Source organism: Paramixta manurensis (assembly GCF_013285385.1).
Taxonomy (GTDB): domain Bacteria; phylum Pseudomonadota; class Gammaproteobacteria; order Enterobacterales; family Enterobacteriaceae; genus Paramixta; species Paramixta manurensis.
This window is the reverse complement of sequence record NZ_CP054212.1, coordinates 2,901,893-2,916,728: the sequence shown is the minus strand read 5'-3', so window position 1 is coordinate 2,916,728 and position 14,836 is coordinate 2,901,893. Positions and strand designations below refer to the sequence as shown.

The following is a 14,836-nucleotide window of genomic DNA, read 5'->3' as shown; positions in this document are numbered from 1 at the left end:
CCTCGGTGAGATAGGGGGTTAAGTGGCGGAGTCTCTCCGCCCGACCACTGCATTACATCACCGCCATGTATCGGCGAAATATCAACAAAGCGCGTTAATGTAAGGTGGTATAGCTTTTCACCGTTGAAATACACTGCGATACAATTCCGGTTAAACGCTGCTCTCCTTAAGGATAATGGTGACTGCCAATCCGCCGCCTTCACGGTTAGCCAGGGTCAGGCTGCCATTCAGCGAGGCGACTAACTGCCAGGCAATCGCCAGCCCCAAACCGGTGCCGCCGGTCTGCCGATTACGTGAACTCTCCACACGATAAAAGGGCTGCATAACGGCATAAAGCTCATCCGGCGGAATGCCCGGCCCGCGATCAAGCACTTCCAGAATGAGGGTGTCGTTTTCCTGCGCCATGCGAACCTCGGCGCTGCCGGAAAACTTCAGCGCATTATCGATAAGGTTACTCAGCGTGCGGCGTAAGGCATGCGGCTTGGTGAACCACGAACCGCTAAGCTGCCCGCTTAAGGTAACCGCCTGGCCGGTGTCCTGATAATCACACACCAGACTGTCGATAAACGCGTGCGGCTGGATGCGGCATGGTGTTTCACTGCTACTTTCATGGGTGCGGGCATAAGCCACGCCTTCGCGTACCAAATGCGTCATTTCGGTGAGATCCTGCAAGAGCTTGGTTTTGATCTCATTCTCTTCCATCAGTTCAGAACGCAGCCGAATACGCGTAATTGGCGTTTGCAGGTCGTGAGAAATGGCCGCCAAGATATGCATCCGCTCTTTTAGGTAGGCGGCAATGCGATCTTGCATCGCATTAAACGCTCTGGCGGCATTACGGACTTCAAGCGGCCCATCTTCTGGCATACGCACGGCGCTGGTGGTGTTCGGATGCAGTGATTCCGCCGCACGGGTGAGCGCGGTCAGCGGACGCACCGCATTGCGTACTGCAAACCAAGTGCAGCAGAGCAATAAAATAAACTGACCGGCCAGCACAATCGGCAACCAACGGGCAAACGGCATAATCCGTGGCGTTAAGTCGAGCGTGAGCGGGCTGCCGTCGCTAAGCTGAAGATGCGCCTGTAGATGCCCTTCGCTGTCAGGAAGGGTATTTATTTTCAGCGGATACCGCGCTCCCAGCGCGGCAGTTAGCGAACGCGCGGTTTCTTGTTGGTGTTTATCCATTGGCTCGCCGCCGGTCATCCCTTGATTGAGTAAATAGTGATAGTTCGGGCGATCGAGGCGTGTGGTCCAGGCCGGACGTTCGGCGGCGGGTAAGTGATCGAGGATCGCGACGCTGGTGGCGACGTCATACTCCAGGTTACCGAGCATCATGGCTTTCGCGCTTTGTGTACGCTCGGTCATCAGCAAACCGAGCGTCAAACCATTCGCCAGCAGTAACCCTAACAACAAAATCAGCAGCAGCCGTGAAACCAGCGTCTGCGGCCATACGCGCAACGCGCGGCTCACGCGTTCTCCTCGCGAATCTCGATCGGCATCGCAAAGACATACCCTTCGCTGCGCACTGTTTTAATGTAAAACGGTTCACGCGCGTCGTCATTTAACCGTTGCCTTAGGCGGCTAACCAGCAGGTCGATAGAGCGTTCAAACAACTCAGCGTCGCGGCCTTGGGTAAGGTTCAGCAATTGATCCCGATTGAGTACACGTTGTGGATGGTCAAGAAATACCCGTAGCAGACGGTATTCGGCGCCGCTGAGCGCGACCATTACCCCATCGCGATCGGTCAGGCTGCGTGCGGTGGTGTCGAGTAACCATTCGCCAAATGCCAACATGCGTGCCGCTTCAGTGACCTGCAAATTGGGCGGCATCATGCGTGTTCGGCGCAGCACCGCTTTAATGCGCGCCAATAATTCGCGGGCGACAAACGGTTTCACCAGATAGTCATCCGCGCCCATTTCCAGCCCTAAAATCCGATCGGTATCTTCGTTGCGAGCGGTGAGCATTAAAATCGGTGTGCCTTTGTGTTTACCGCTACGTAATTCCCGGCACAGCGTGAGCCCATCATCACCGGGCATCATGATATCTAATACAATCAAATCAACCGGCGTGGTTTCAAGAAAAGCACGCATTTGCCGGCCATCGGCCGCCTCGGTAGTACGTAAACCGTTTTTCTTTAAATAATCGGCAATTAGCGTACGAATTTCGCGGTCATCATCGACAATTAACACATGGTCGGTGTGTTCCATGGTGGTTTCTCTCTTATTACAGGCCCAGGGGTAAGACCTCCACAGTTTACCCTGAGCGGCGGAGAAAAAATGCGCGCGCTTTGTATCGTACTGTATCCGGTAAACTTGCCAAACCTCCCGCATGCCTTTGGCAGAAAGCCGCGCGCGGCGCGGCTGGCGGGAGGAACACTACATAAAAATACAAACCTGCCGTCTGGCAGCCCGCGTTATTCCACCGCGTAGTTTTCTACCGGCGTCATTTTCTTGATCAGCTTATTGTCGAACAGGAATTGTTCGTAGGCTTGGTAACGCTGCCGATCGAGGTGTGCCGGATCGCGGGTGAATAGCGGTAAGGTTTTCATCCATGCTTGCTTATTCAGTTCGGTATTCAACTCAGGATGGGCGCTGGCGAAAGCCTGCCAGGTTTCCTGCGGGTGTGCGTGCAGATAGTCGCTGCCTTTTTTTAACGCGGCGAGAAACTTTTTAATTTTAGGTTGCTGCGCTTCATTACGGTTCGCCACCAAAATCAGCTCGTCATAGGCCGGTACGCCGTAATCTTCCACGTTGAATACCGTTGGCGTTTTCCCCTGCAACTTCAACTCAAGCGCTTCAATATTGCGATAACCGCCGATCACCGCATCGACCTGGCCCGCCAGTAAGGCACTGGTGAGCTGGAAGTTCACGTTGACCATTTTTACATCATTAATACTCAGATGATCATGAGCCAGCATGGTTGCCAGCGTGGCTTGCTCAATGCCGCTCACGGAGAAGCCAATTTTTTTGCCCTTTAGGCCCGCCGGAGAAGTAATGTTTTTATCCAGCGTCATCACGGTATTCAACGGCGAGTTAATCAAGGTGCCAACGCGCACCAGCGGCAACCCTTGGTCGGCAAAAAAATGAATTTGTGGCTGATAGGTCACCGCCAGATCGGCTTGTCCGGCCGCGACCAGCCGTGGCGGGATCGCCGGATCGGAGGGCGGAACGATCTTCACGTCAAGCCCTTCGGCCTTAAAAGCGCCGATCTGTTCAGCCACCATAATCGGCGCATGGTCGGGATTGATATACCAGTCAAGCACCAGCGTCAGTTTTTCAGCGGCGCTGGCGTGGGCGACAAGCAACGTGCTTATCATTAAAGCGGCGGCTTTTTTAATCATCGGAAATGTCCTTGAAAAGTGATCATTATTCGTCATGCTCCGGCGTCCAGATGATCAGACGCCGCATCAGAGCCTCTACTGCGGCTCGCAGCAAAACGGTCATCAGTACCAAAATAAACAGTGCGGCAAAGCAAATATCGGTCTGCATACGCGCATTCGCATTCAGCATCACGTAGCCGAGCCCCTCCGCCGAGCCAACCCATTCGCCGATAATGGCGCCGATAGGCGCGACGGTGGCGGCCATGCGTAGCCCGGAACCGAAGGCCGGCAGCGCGGCCATTAAGCGGACGTGGCGCAATTGCGCCCACGGAGACGCGCGCAGGGTACGCGCCAGATCGAGGTAATCGGTATTGACGCGTCGCAGCCCGTCGAAGAAGGCCGAGGTGACCGGGAAGAAGATCACCAATACCGCCATAAACACTTTGGCGCTGATGCCAAAACCGAACCACAGCACCAGTAGCGGGGCGAGGGCAAACACCGGAATCGCCTGGCTGGTGAGCACCAGCGGCATTAGCCAGCGCTGGAGGCGCGGTGAAAACATCATACTTAACGCCAGGACGACGCCGAGCAGCACGCCGATCGCCAGCCCGCTGGCAATTTCCAGCGCGGTGACGGCCGTCTGTCCGGCGAGGTAAGCGCGGTTATCCCATAAGGCCTCGGCAACCGCCGTGGGTGAGGGGAGTAAGAAGGCCGGAATCGAACTTTGCGTGACCAGCCACCACAGCAGCAGCAACCCGACAAACACCGTCAACGCGCGGCGCAGGCTGGCGATGCCGCCTTTTGCTAGCCTCTTCATCCGGCTGCCCTCATTAGTTGCTGTAAAAGCTCGCCCTGGCTTTTCAGTAAATGGAGATCGTCCGGCGCGCGTGGCGGTAGCCCGGCCACGATATGGGTATCGTCAATGCGGGCGGGGTGGCCGGAGAGAACCAACAGGCGGTGGCTAAGGCGGCAAGCCTCCAGCGGATCATGCGTTATTAGCAGCACCGTGTGCTGTGCCAGGAGTTCTGCTGCCAGCGTCTGAATAGTGGCGCGGGTAATGGCATCCAACGCTGAAAAAGGCTCATCCATCAGCACGATTGGCTGGCGCTCATACAGGGTGCGAGCGATAGCCGCGCGCTGGCGCATGCCACCGGAAAGCGTCGCGGGGAGCGCCTGCCCATATCCGCTAAGGCCAACGCGTTCAATCAGATGCGTGGCCCACGCACGGTCGGGCTTCTCACCACGCAGGCGTGGGCCGAGCATGACGTTTTCTTCAATGGTCAGCCACGGATATAACAGATCCTTTTGCCCCATCCAGGCAATACGCGAGGCGACCGGTAAGCCGTCACTGGCGGTGACCTGACCGGCGGAGGCGGGCGCTAGTCCGGCAATAATCTTTAACAGACTACTTTTCCCCACGCCGCTGGCGCCTAGCAAAGCAACGATTTGGCCGCCGGGAATGTCGAAGTTGAGCCGCTCGAAAACCACCTTTTGACCAAAGCGCAGGGTTAACTCCCGCACCTGGATAGTCGGCATTATTTGCTGGTGGCCTAACGGGTCAGAATTCACTGCGCACCTGCCGTTACCGCATTTAGCCCCATTTGCCAAAAGGCGCTTTCCAGCCGCGTGGCGGTGGTGAAAATTGTACTTAAACGCGTCAAACGACTTTCCGCCCCGCTTTGTTGTCCAACCGTTTCCAGTAAATTGAGCGCGGCCTGAACGCTGGCTAAATAGTCGCGATCGCCATAATTACGTATCCATGAGGCGTAGGGATTATTCTCCAGTACCGTGGCGGCGTCGTGCAGCAAATGTAGACCGATTTCGGCATACCCGGCGACGCAGGGCATAAGCGCAACCAGCAGTTCGAGGGCATCGCCGGTGTGACCAATATCCAGCACGTAGCGGGTATAGTTCATGGTTTCTGCCGCCTCAGGCTGGTGTGCGATTTCAGACTCGCTTAATCCCCAGCTCGCGCAATAACCCACATGGAGCGGCAGTTCATTGACGATTGCGTTAAGGGCGGCGGTGGCGGTGCGCATTTCCGGTAGCGTCTGTAATTTGCTGACCAGCAGCGCCCAGGCGCGAGCGAAGTGAATTAAAAACAGGTAATCCTGGGTTAGATAGCGATGAAACGCCGGAGCCGGCAGGGTTCCGGCGCCTAACTGGCGGACGAAAGGATGCGCAACGTAGTCTTGCCAGGCGCTGCCCGCCTGTTGGCGTAGCTGCCCATAAAGGCCAGAATCAAAACGTGGGGTAGACATGGGACCTCCTTCAGTTCATGGAGATCCGGGCGTGCTGAGGTATGAACAGGCAATGGCTGAAAGCAAAATTGCCGACCCGTCCCTTCGCTGGCATGACCCAGATCAGGTTCAAAGGGTTCGGCTTACGCCATCTCAGCCCATGACAGGACACCCCTCGGAGGAGCTTGTTATACGATATTTATTTTTTGATTACAATGCCCGCGCCACGGTCTGGCGAGGCGTTTATGTGCGGTCGCAAAAGATTCTGCTGGCCTGAGGCAAGGCTTTTTTGTCACTGTTAGCCTAACTATTTCGAACCGGAGATTGTTTGCGATGAAAAAGATCGGTTTTCTCTCTTTTGGCCACTGGACACCTTCATCACAATCGAATGCCCGTTCCGCCGCGGATGTGTTGCTGCAATCCATCGAGCTGGCGGAAGCGGTGGAGGCGTTGGGAGCGGATGGCGCTTATTTTCGCGTACACCATTTTGCGCGGCAGCTAAGTTCTCCGTTTCCGCTACTGTCTGCCGTTGCCGCACGAACCAAGCGGATCGAGATCGGCACTGGCGTGATTGATATGCGTTATGAGAACCCACTGTATATGGCGGAAGAAGCCGGGGCCGCCGATCTGATTTCCGGCGGGCGACTACAGCTTGGCATTAGCCGGGGATCGCCTGAGCAGGTAATTGAGGGGTGGCGGTATTTTGGCTATACCCCGGCGGAGGGGGAGACGGATACCGAAATGGCACGGCGCCATACTGAGGTTTTCCTTGAGGCGTTACGTGGTGAAGGGTTCGCTGAACCTAACCCACAACCGATGTTTCCTAATCCGCCGGGATTACTGCGTCTGGAGCCTTTTTCCGCTGGCTTGCGTGAGCGGATCTGGTGGGGCGCCAGCACCAATGCCACCGCGATTTGGGCGGCGCAACAAGGGATGCACCTGCAAAGTTCAACGCTGAAAGTGGATGAGACCGGCGAGCCGTTCCACGTTCAGCAGGCCGCACAGATTCGCGCTTACCGAGCCGCGTGGAAAACCGCGGGGCACCGCTTTGAGCCGCGAGTCTCGGTAAGCCGCAGTATTTTCCCGTTAATCGATCGGCGCGACCATATGTGGTTTGGCAATAGCGCGCAGGACAGCGACAGCGTTGGCTATCTTGATGCACAAACCCGGGCGATATTTGGCCGTAGTTATGCCGCCGAGCCGGAGACATTGATCAAACAACTGGCGCAGGATGAGGCCATTGCACAAGCGGATACCTTGCTGTTAACGGTGCCGAACCAACTGGGCGTTGAATATAATGCGCATGTCGTTGAGGCGATTCTGACCCATATCGCCCCCGCCCTCGGATGGCGCTAACAGAAGCCTGACCGTTGCGTGTGTTATGGCGTGGTGTGCCACGCCGTTAAACGCTCTTATTGCTGTATTGCGATTTCACCTTTCGGGTGTTTCTCACGCCTTCTTTCTGTCACTTCTCACCTTACGGCGCCTCTCTCTCACTTAATCCTTGTTACAGTTATTTACACGTAAATGAGAATGAGTATAATCACCATTTTCATTTCTCGTAAATGCATTCCTCCTGAAATCATGCGCAAAAATTTTCTAATTCAATGAGTCAGGAGTGTTTATTTTTTAACACCTCAAGGAATAACTATGTCTCTCGCGACACTATCGCGTGGCGCTGCTCAAAAAACGGCGCCAGTGCCCTCGCTATTGGCTGCTTGCATCGCCTTGGCTTTACTCCCTGTGACGGCTTTTGCCGCCGCGCCTCAACCCAATGAAACCATGGTGGTGGAAGCGGCAGATAACGATGCGCCGCCACCAGGCGCTGACTACAGCGTACCCGCCACGACGGTTGGCACCAAAATGCCGATGATCCAACGCGATATTCCCCAATCAGTGAGTGTGATCGGCAAACAGCGTATGGAGGATCAAAATCTTCAGTCGTTGGGAGAGGTGATGGACAATACCACCGGCATCAGTTCTTCCAGTTCCGGTTCCAGCCGGGTTCTCTACTATTCCCGCGGTTTCCAGATCGATAATTACATGGTCGATGGAATCCCAACCTATTTTCAGTCGCAATGGAACCTTGGCGACGCGCTTTCTGACAGCGCGCTTTACGATCGCGTCGAAGTGGTACGCGGCGCGACCGGTTTGATGACCGGCACAGGTAATCCCTCGGCGGCGATTAATATGGTACGGAAACACGCCGATAGCCGAGAGTTTACCGGCGATCTCTCGGTGGAATATGGTAGTTGGAACAAACAGCGTTATGTTGCCGATATTTCCACGCCATTAACGCAGGACGGTAATGTTCGCGCGCGTATGGTGACCGGTTACCAACACAATGACAGTTGGCTGGATCGGTATAGTCGGGAAAGAAAATTCTTTTACGGCGTGGTGGATGCAGACCTGAGTGATTACAGCACGCTCTCGGTCGGTTATGAATATCAGGAAAATAATGAAAATGGGGCAACCTGGGGCGGCTTACCGCGCTGGTACACCGATGGCAGCAGAACCCATTTTGACCGGAGCCGCAGTACGGCGCCGGACTGGGCTTATAACGATAAAAATTCCAATAAAGTCTTCGCAACCCTCAAACAACGCTTCAATAATAACTGGGAACTGACCTTTAATGGTACCCATACCGAAACGAAAATCGATAGCCGCCTGATGTATCTTGACGGGTTGGTCGATAAAACCACCGGCGCGATGGTGAGCCCGTACGGCCCTTCCTATCCCTACGTGGGCGGGACCGGGTATAACACCGGTACGCGCAAGGTGGATGCGCTCGACCTGTTCGCCAATGGCCCTTATCAACTCTTTGGTCGTCAGCATGAACTGATGGCGGGCGTGAGTTACAGCAAGCAGACCAACCGTTACCGGAACACTTGGGCGAATATTTCCGATACTGAACTGGGTAATTTTAACCACTACAACGGAGGTTTTCCGGAAACCGATTGGGGCGATCTTAGCCTGATTCAGGATGACAAGACGCACATGAAGTCGGCCTATACTGCCACGCGTATTTCACTGGCCGATCCGCTGCACCTGATTATTGGCGCACGTTACACCCAATGGAACACCGATACGTTAAATCAGCATATCGCCAAGAACAACACCACGCCGTATGCCGGGCTGATTTATGATATCAACGATAACTGGTCAACCTACGCCAGCTATACCTCAATCTTCCAGCCGCAAACCTATCGCGATCGTAGTGGGAACTATTTGTCACCGATTAAAGGTAAAAACTACGAACTGGGGCTGAAATCCGATTGGATGAATAGCCGTTTGACCACCTCACTGGCCCTCTTCCGTATTGAGCAGGATAACGTTGGAGAGAGTACCGGAACCTATATTCCCGGCACCACGGAAACCGCTTATCGCAGCGTGAACGGCACGGTGAGTAAAGGTATTGAGTTTGAGCTTAACGGCGCATTAACTGACAACTGGCAGATGACGTTTGGCGCGACGCGTTACGTGGCTGAAGACGGGGAGGGGAAAGCATTTAGCCCTGAATTGCCGCGCACCACGGTAAAACTGTTTACCCGTTACCGTTTGCCGATGCTGCCTGCCCTAACAGTTGGCGGCGGCGCAAATTGGCAGAACCAAGTGTATAAAGATGCGGATACGCCAAACGGTACTTGGCGCGCACGGCAGGGCAGCTATGCGTTAGTTGATCTCTTCGCTCGCTATGAGGTCACAAAAAATCTGTCGGTACAGGCGAATCTCAACAATCTGTTCGATAAATCCTATGATACTTACGTGGACCGGTCGGTTGAATATGGCGAGCCGCGTAATGTTACTGTGTCGGCAAATTATCGTTTCTAACCGAGTGGGTTAGGCAGGTTATTTGTTCAGCGCTGCGCCCGGAAAAGGGCGCAGTTTTGTCACGCCCGGCGCGCATACCTGAAATCATGGTTAATGATAGGGATCTCATCGCTCTTCTTGCCTGTCGGATCTGTGGCTGGCGCGAACCGTCTTCAGTAGCGTGGATTTTAATGCGAAAAATTCATGGCTATCCCGTACTGCGAGTGATCGCTGAGACCCGAGTATTTGAGTGACATTGATATCCTCAAGTATATAAGCAGGCCTGGCGGAAAAAATAATAATCCTGTCGGCGAGAAAGATGGCTTCTTCAACATCATGCGTCACAAAAATAATGGTTCTTGATTCTTCGCTCTGTATTCGCCTTAGCTCCAGTTGAAGCTGCTCTCGTCGTTGCGCATCCAGCGCTCCGAACGGTTCATCCATCAGTAAAACTTCAGAGCCGGCGGCTAACGTCCTGGCGATCGCCACCCTTTGCCGCATACCGCCAGAAATTCTTGAGGGATAGGAGCTGGCAAAATCGCTTAACCCAACTAACGCTAAGTAATGCGCGGTGCGCTGCTTAACGGTGCTCTTGGTGAAGGTGGGATGATAGCGCATGCCAAACGCGACATTTTCCTCAACCGTCATCCACGGAAAAGAGGAGTAGGACTGGAAAACCATGCCCCGCCTGGCATCCGGCTGGCTTATTTTTTCCCCTTCAAGGCGGATTTCTCCTGTGCTGGCGGAATCAAGGCCGCCGGACATGCGCATCAGCGTGGTTTTACCACAGCCGGAAGGGCCCAAAAACACCATAAACTGACCTTTCGGGATAACCAAATTGAACGGCTCGGCGACTACGGGCAAGTCGCCAAAGTATTTGGTGACTTTATCAAACACTAAATATTCGTCAGACATTCGACAGCCCCGCCATCATTGGTAGTGAAAAATACGGCGATGCAAAGCACGCATCAACTGGTCGCTGAACATCCCGATAACGCCAATGATGAACACACCCGCCATCATTTGGTCGGTCTGCATATAGCGGCGGGCATTCCAGATAACGTAGCCCAGGCCGCTGTCAGAGGCGACAATTTCGGCCAGTATCAAATAGGTCCAGCACCAGCCAAGCATCACGCGGAGGTTATTAAATAGCGATGGCAACATCTTTTTCCAGATGATATCGACGATAATTTGTCTGGGCTTGGCCCCCAGGGTTTTCGCCATCTCAATAAATTCATTGGGGACGCGGTTGGCATCTTCAACCACCAGCAAGATCAACTGGAAAAAGGTGCCCAGCCACAGCAGGAAGACTTTGGTTTCTTCACCAATCCCAAACCAAATGATACTTATCGGCACCAAGGCTGGCGTGGGGAGATAACGAATAAAGTCGTTCACCGGTTCCAGCGCGGCATTAATTACCGGATAGCAACTCATCAGTAGCCCTAAAGGTACCGCCATGATAACGGACAGCAGGAAAGCCAGCAGGATACGTTCACAAGAAATTCCGATGTTAGTCAGTAGATCCTGATGTAAAAACATATCCACAAGGCTGCGGAGAATAGCCAGCGGCGAGGGCAGAAAAACCGGGTCGAGCCACCCTAGCCATGATGCAGCCTGCCAGACGGCAAGCAACGTCATGCTTGCCGCCGTGCCAATCGCTAACTTTTGTGCTTGGGTCAATTTACCCCTCATCGAGAGGTCGATTGGTGTTAAGAGCATTATCGAATATCCGACAGTGAAATTGAGTTAACCACTGAACTGTCTATCGATTGTTTGGCGGATAATACATTGTCGGAGGCTTTATTCTCCATATTCAGGCCCATGAGCGTGTCAAAGACAGTATAAATACTCCCGGGTGATTGCTCTGAACCAAAGTATTTCTTCACGTTTGCCAGGTCGCTATAAGACAAACTACCCTTAATACTTTCGGCAAAATCTTTATCGCTCAGCCCGAAGTGTGGAGCGGAAAGGTGAATGAATTTTTCTGGATCTGTTTTATAAAACTCAACGGCTTTATAAACTCCGGCGAGAAAGTCATGATATGCGGCGGGATCGGCTTTAAGCCTTTTCTGGTTAACGATAATAACGTCAACAATCGTACCCGGATAAGCAGCCGATGAAACAATAACATGTGCGCCGCGTTTCTTCTGCAATTCGACGGCTTTGTTCATAAACGGCTGGAAAGTACCAATCGCGGCGACATTAGGGTCTGAGAAAACGGAAAGCGCATCAGAACCGGATGTTTGCTTTATTTTGAGGTCGCTATAATTGAGCCCGGCTTTTTTGAGTGCCATCTCCAGCAGTAAATAAGCAGGGATATCATTCTCAATCGCGACAGTTTTCCCTTTTAAATCGCTAATGCTGTTTACCGTATTATCGGCAACTACGCCATCTCCGCCCGTTGACTCATCAATCGTGCCAATAATCACTCCCGGCGTTGAGGCGGTTCTTGGTCGGCGCTGATAATCATCAATGGTACGCATATCAACTTCGACATCGCCAGATGTAATTGCAGCCATGGCATCTGACTGAGAATCGTCGAATTTTACCTTAACATTCAGTCCGTGCGCTTTAAAATAACCCAGATCGCTGGCGACAAATACCGGGGCAAAACCAGACCAGTTATTACATATTACCCTGATCTCTTTTTCTGCGGCAAAACCAGGCGAGGCGAATGCGCTGCAGAGAATAATACCTGAAGTAAAGCAGCCGACTTTTGATAATTTTCTGGTGTTAAACATGGCATAAACCTCATGATGTTATATTGAGAATTAACCTTGTGACTGAATTAATTTATAAATAAGGGCCTTTACTTTTATTTTCGTGAACTACGGTTTTCCATTCTTGGCTGGAATATCGCCTACCCAGCGATTCATGCCGACTTCGACGGTTAAAGACTTATCGTACATCGCGCGATAAAAAGGCAACCTCTCCGCCGCTTGTTGCATTAGCGCATCGCGCTTAGGCGCGAGCAGGGCATAGCATTCGCGCGCGGCCTGGCGTAATGCCGCCTCGTTAATGGTTAACAGTTGCCCGTTTTTCACTACGACTTTTCCGGCAACCATGGTCATGACGACAGAGCGGCTGACATCTGCATAAACCAACTGACGCGGCAGATGGTTTAGCGGGGTAAAAGGAAGGGTATCCAGATCTAACATCACCAGGTCGGCGGCGTAACCCACTTCCAGGCGGCCCAATTCTTCTTTTTGCAGCATGGCCTCGGCGCCGCCAGTGAACATACAGTTCAGAATGCTGGTGGCATCCGGCCAATGATCGGGGTTAGGGCTACTTAAGGTATGAATAAGGGCGGCTGTTTTCATGACCGACCACATGTTTACGGCATCATCGGCAATGATTTCGTCTGAACCCAGCGCGATCGTCACGCCCGCCTCGGCGAGCCGATGGATAGGCATAACGCCGCTGCCAAGCCGTAGATTACTGATGGGATTATGAATCACTTTTGCCCCGGAACGCGCCAGGCGGGCGATATCATCGTCGTCAATCCAGACCGCGTGGATCACGTTCATGCGCTCAGATAGCAAACCAAGGTCATCGACGTAATGAATCAAGGAACGTTTATCCAGGCAGACTTCACCAAAAACACGCTGCAGACGCGTTTCCAGCATATGGATATAGAACGGTAGGTTATAAAGTTTGCTCAACTTATCCAGCTCAGCCAGATAAGCTGGCGTGACGCGCTGGGGAGCGGAACAAGATACGGCAACGCGTAAACGCCCATTTTCCTGCCGGTGCCAACGCTGAATAAAGTCGTGATAACACGCGATTAATGCTTCTGCGGTCATTTCTGGCGCCGCGCTAAGCTGTGTTTTCAGTACCGGTGGAACCAAATCGGCTAAAAAGGGGAATTTATCTAATTCCGGTATTTCCGGTTGATCCAGTGCCACCGTTGCCCGGATACCGCTGTCACGGTAGGCTGACATCACGGCATCGTACTCGTCGGCGGTAGGATAGGGTAAAAAGAAAGCATCATCCTGAACGGATGTAACGCCCAGCTTTAGCATTTCCGCAGCGCCTAACAACGTGCGTATGTAGGCGGTTCTTGCATCGACCGCGGCGTCTTTACCGTCCGGAACCTCATATAACATGAACAGTTCAAGCGGCATGCTATTGAGCGTACCTTTTAGAAAATTGGTTGGGGAGTGAAAATGGGCATTAATAAGCCCGGGGATAATAAGATTTCCCTCCGCTTCAATTATCTGCGTCGCATCATCAATACAGTAGGAAAGATCGCTATCAATTGCCTGGATGATACCGTCTTTGATCAGGATATCGGCGCAATCGTGATTACTGGAGGGGTTGCCCATATTGAAGATTCGCGCACGGCGAATAAGCGTTTGTTGATCGTGGGCATTTTGGTCAGCATGCGTAAATGCATCTGCCTGCCCAAACGGATTTTCGCGCATTGCGATAACCTCACTGTGGACGGGCACGCCAACCCATTAGTTTATCAACCGCTCAGGAACGGATAATAAAACGCGCTCACGAAAAGACCTTAGCTTTACTGAGCGAGGTTTACAATATGGTTAGCCATAGGATTTTTTTATTACGCCTGCGTAAACGTTTTAAGGCCGCCAGGCTGCAACAGCCTCTTTTTTTAATGCGTTATATACTCTGGTTTTTTACTATGGTTATAGGGGTGTTCAAATGTCCGGTCTTCGCTCATAGCTGCCATCTGAACTGCTAGGCAGCTAAGTGCCAGGAGCGGCCGTTTCTGCCATGGATGGGAATAAATCGAGTGGCTGTTGGAACTTAATGGGTGAGACTGTGTAGTGAAAAAATAATAAGTAGAGCTCCCCCAGCTATATTCACATATTTTTTAAGAATCACAGGATCGGTGTTTTTGGCAGAGAAAACCAAGGTACGACTAACAGCAATAAGCCAGATACTCATTACCGCTACGTGAACGGATGCTAAGGCTAGGTAGTTTCCTACCCCACCATGGCTTCCACTAAACTGAGAAACAACAGTGAGATAAAAAATAATCGCTTTAGGGTTCAGTATGTTAGCCAGCCATGCTCCTGTTAGGGTAACTGGGGTTACATTGTTTTTGACGCCATTACTCGTTGCATGCAAGCCACTTCGGATAAGCATGGCTCCCAACCAAAGGAGATAAGCTATCCCAACAATTTTAAGGACGCTGTAAACCGATGGCGATGAAGCAACAATGGCAGTTATGCCGAATCCAATGAGGAGAGCATGGGTGTAAATACCTAATGCTGTTCCGGCGAGAGCCCTTAAAAGGCCATCGCGTCCGCCAGCCAGCGCGCTGCTCATGACAAGCGTGAAACTTGCGCCAGGAGAGAGCGCTACAGGCAGTAAAGCAGGTATGAAACCCAGAAGGTTAATATCCATATGCTGTAAATACTAAGCGACATTCACTCTGTTGCCAACCCGATCAACATCTTGTTGCTTCATAACAAAAGTACAACGGATTCTGGCTCGAATATCG

13 protein-coding genes and 1 riboswitch are annotated in these 14,836 nt (G+C 52.6%); of the genes, 2 read left to right on the top strand and 11 right to left on the bottom strand.

Going from position 1 to position 14,836, the window contains the following annotated elements; genetic code table 11:
* Positions 1-150 precede the first annotated feature (150 nt).
* The 6 genes from PMPD1_RS14160 to tenA all read right to left on the bottom strand — a co-directional run bounded on the left by PMPD1_RS14160 (position 151) and on the right by tenA (position 5,577).
* Entirely contained in the window at positions 151-1,467 is a 1,317-nt protein-coding gene (locus PMPD1_RS14160) for an ATP-binding protein (protein WP_173634653.1), read from the bottom strand.
* A complete protein-coding gene (locus PMPD1_RS14155) occupies positions 1,464-2,204 on the bottom strand; it encodes a response regulator (protein ID WP_173634652.1) in 741 nt (246 codons plus the stop codon). The genes PMPD1_RS14160 and PMPD1_RS14155 overlap by 4 nt, the downstream gene beginning before the upstream one ends.
* Before the next feature lie 206 nt (positions 2,205-2,410).
* A complete protein-coding gene (locus tag PMPD1_RS14150) occupies positions 2,411-3,337 on the bottom strand; it encodes an ABC transporter substrate-binding protein (protein ID WP_173634651.1) in 927 nt (308 codons plus the stop codon).
* Positions 3,338-3,362: 25 nt separating this feature from the next.
* Positions 3,363-4,133, bottom strand: a complete 771-nt coding sequence (locus tag PMPD1_RS14145) for an ABC transporter permease (protein WP_173634650.1) — start codon at positions 4,131-4,133, stop codon at positions 3,363-3,365.
* On the bottom strand, positions 4,130-4,852 hold the full coding sequence (locus tag PMPD1_RS14140; protein ID WP_173636230.1) for an ABC transporter ATP-binding protein: 723 nt from the start codon (positions 4,850-4,852) through the stop codon (positions 4,130-4,132). Before PMPD1_RS14140 ends, PMPD1_RS14145 begins: the two co-directional genes overlap by 4 nt.
* A gap of 29 nt (positions 4,853-4,881) precedes the next feature.
* On the bottom strand, positions 4,882-5,577 hold the full coding sequence (gene tenA, locus PMPD1_RS14135) for a thiaminase II (RefSeq protein ID WP_173634649.1): 696 nt from the start codon (positions 5,575-5,577) through the stop codon (positions 4,882-4,884).
* A 62-nt stretch (positions 5,578-5,639) separates the two neighbouring features.
* A riboswitch (TPP riboswitch) is annotated at positions 5,640-5,742 on the bottom strand.
* 147 nt (positions 5,743-5,889) lie between these two features.
* On the opposite strand from tenA, the gene PMPD1_RS14130 reads away from it, so the two are divergent.
* The gene (locus PMPD1_RS14130) at positions 5,890-6,912 is read left to right on the top strand and encodes an LLM class flavin-dependent oxidoreductase (protein WP_173634648.1); all 1,023 of its coding nucleotides are present in this window, start codon (positions 5,890-5,892) and stop codon (positions 6,910-6,912) included.
* 294 nt (positions 6,913-7,206) lie between these two features.
* Positions 7,207-9,387, top strand: coding sequence for a ferric-rhodotorulic acid/ferric-coprogen receptor FhuE (gene fhuE / locus PMPD1_RS14125; RefSeq protein WP_173634647.1), 2,181 nt, complete (start codon positions 7,207-7,209; stop codon positions 9,385-9,387).
* 105 nt (positions 9,388-9,492) lie between these two features.
* Here the strand turns inward: fhuE and PMPD1_RS14120 are convergent, their stop codons facing one another.
* From PMPD1_RS14120 to PMPD1_RS14100, 5 genes are all read right to left on the bottom strand, one after another.
* Entirely contained in the window at positions 9,493-10,281 is a 789-nt protein-coding gene (locus PMPD1_RS14120) for an ABC transporter ATP-binding protein (RefSeq protein ID WP_173634646.1), read from the bottom strand.
* A 15-nt stretch (positions 10,282-10,296) separates the two neighbouring features.
* Positions 10,297-11,046 (bottom strand): ABC transporter permease, encoded by a 750-nt coding sequence (locus PMPD1_RS14115; protein WP_173634645.1) that lies wholly within the window; start codon positions 11,044-11,046, stop codon positions 10,297-10,299.
* A gap of 38 nt (positions 11,047-11,084) precedes the next feature.
* Positions 11,085-12,107: an ABC transporter substrate-binding protein gene (locus PMPD1_RS14110; RefSeq protein ID WP_173634644.1), complete on the bottom strand. Its 1,023-nt coding sequence runs from the start codon at positions 12,105-12,107 to the stop codon at positions 11,085-11,087.
* A gap of 87 nt (positions 12,108-12,194) precedes the next feature.
* Positions 12,195-13,790, bottom strand: a complete 1,596-nt coding sequence (locus PMPD1_RS14105) for an amidohydrolase family protein (protein WP_354292634.1) — start codon at positions 13,788-13,790, stop codon at positions 12,195-12,197.
* Positions 13,791-14,136: 346 nt separating this feature from the next.
* A complete protein-coding gene (locus PMPD1_RS14100; protein ID WP_173634643.1) occupies positions 14,137-14,739 on the bottom strand; it encodes a LysE family translocator in 603 nt (200 codons plus the stop codon).
* Between the last annotated feature and the right edge of the window lie 97 nt (positions 14,740-14,836).

Coding starts and splice junctions, on each gene's coding strand:
- PMPD1_RS14155 (WP_173634652.1), bottom strand. CDS start 2,204: ATGGAACACACCGACCATGTGTTAATTGTCGATGATGACCGCGAAATT.
- PMPD1_RS14150 (WP_173634651.1), bottom strand. CDS start 3,337: ATGATTAAAAAAGCCGCCGCTTTAATGATAAGCACGTTGCTTGTCGCC.
- PMPD1_RS14145 (WP_173634650.1), bottom strand. CDS start 4,133: ATGAAGAGGCTAGCAAAAGGCGGCATCGCCAGCCTGCGCCGCGCGTTG.
- PMPD1_RS14140 (WP_173636230.1), bottom strand. CDS start 4,852: ATGCCGACTATCCAGGTGCGGGAGTTAACCCTGCGCTTTGGTCAAAAG.
- tenA (WP_173634649.1), bottom strand. CDS start 5,577: ATGTCTACCCCACGTTTTGATTCTGGCCTTTATGGGCAGCTACGCCAA.
- PMPD1_RS14130 (WP_173634648.1), top strand. CDS start 5,890: ATGAAAAAGATCGGTTTTCTCTCTTTTGGCCACTGGACACCTTCATCA.
- fhuE (WP_173634647.1), top strand. CDS start 7,207: ATGTCTCTCGCGACACTATCGCGTGGCGCTGCTCAAAAAACGGCGCCA.
- PMPD1_RS14120 (WP_173634646.1), bottom strand. CDS start 10,281: ATGTCTGACGAATATTTAGTGTTTGATAAAGTCACCAAATACTTTGGC.
- PMPD1_RS14110 (WP_173634644.1), bottom strand. CDS start 12,107: ATGTTTAACACCAGAAAATTATCAAAAGTCGGCTGCTTTACTTCAGGT.
- PMPD1_RS14105 (WP_354292634.1), bottom strand. CDS start 13,790: ATGCGCGAAAATCCGTTTGGGCAGGCAGATGCATTTACGCATGCTGAC.
- PMPD1_RS14100 (WP_173634643.1), bottom strand. CDS start 14,739: ATGGATATTAACCTTCTGGGTTTCATACCTGCTTTACTGCCTGTAGCG.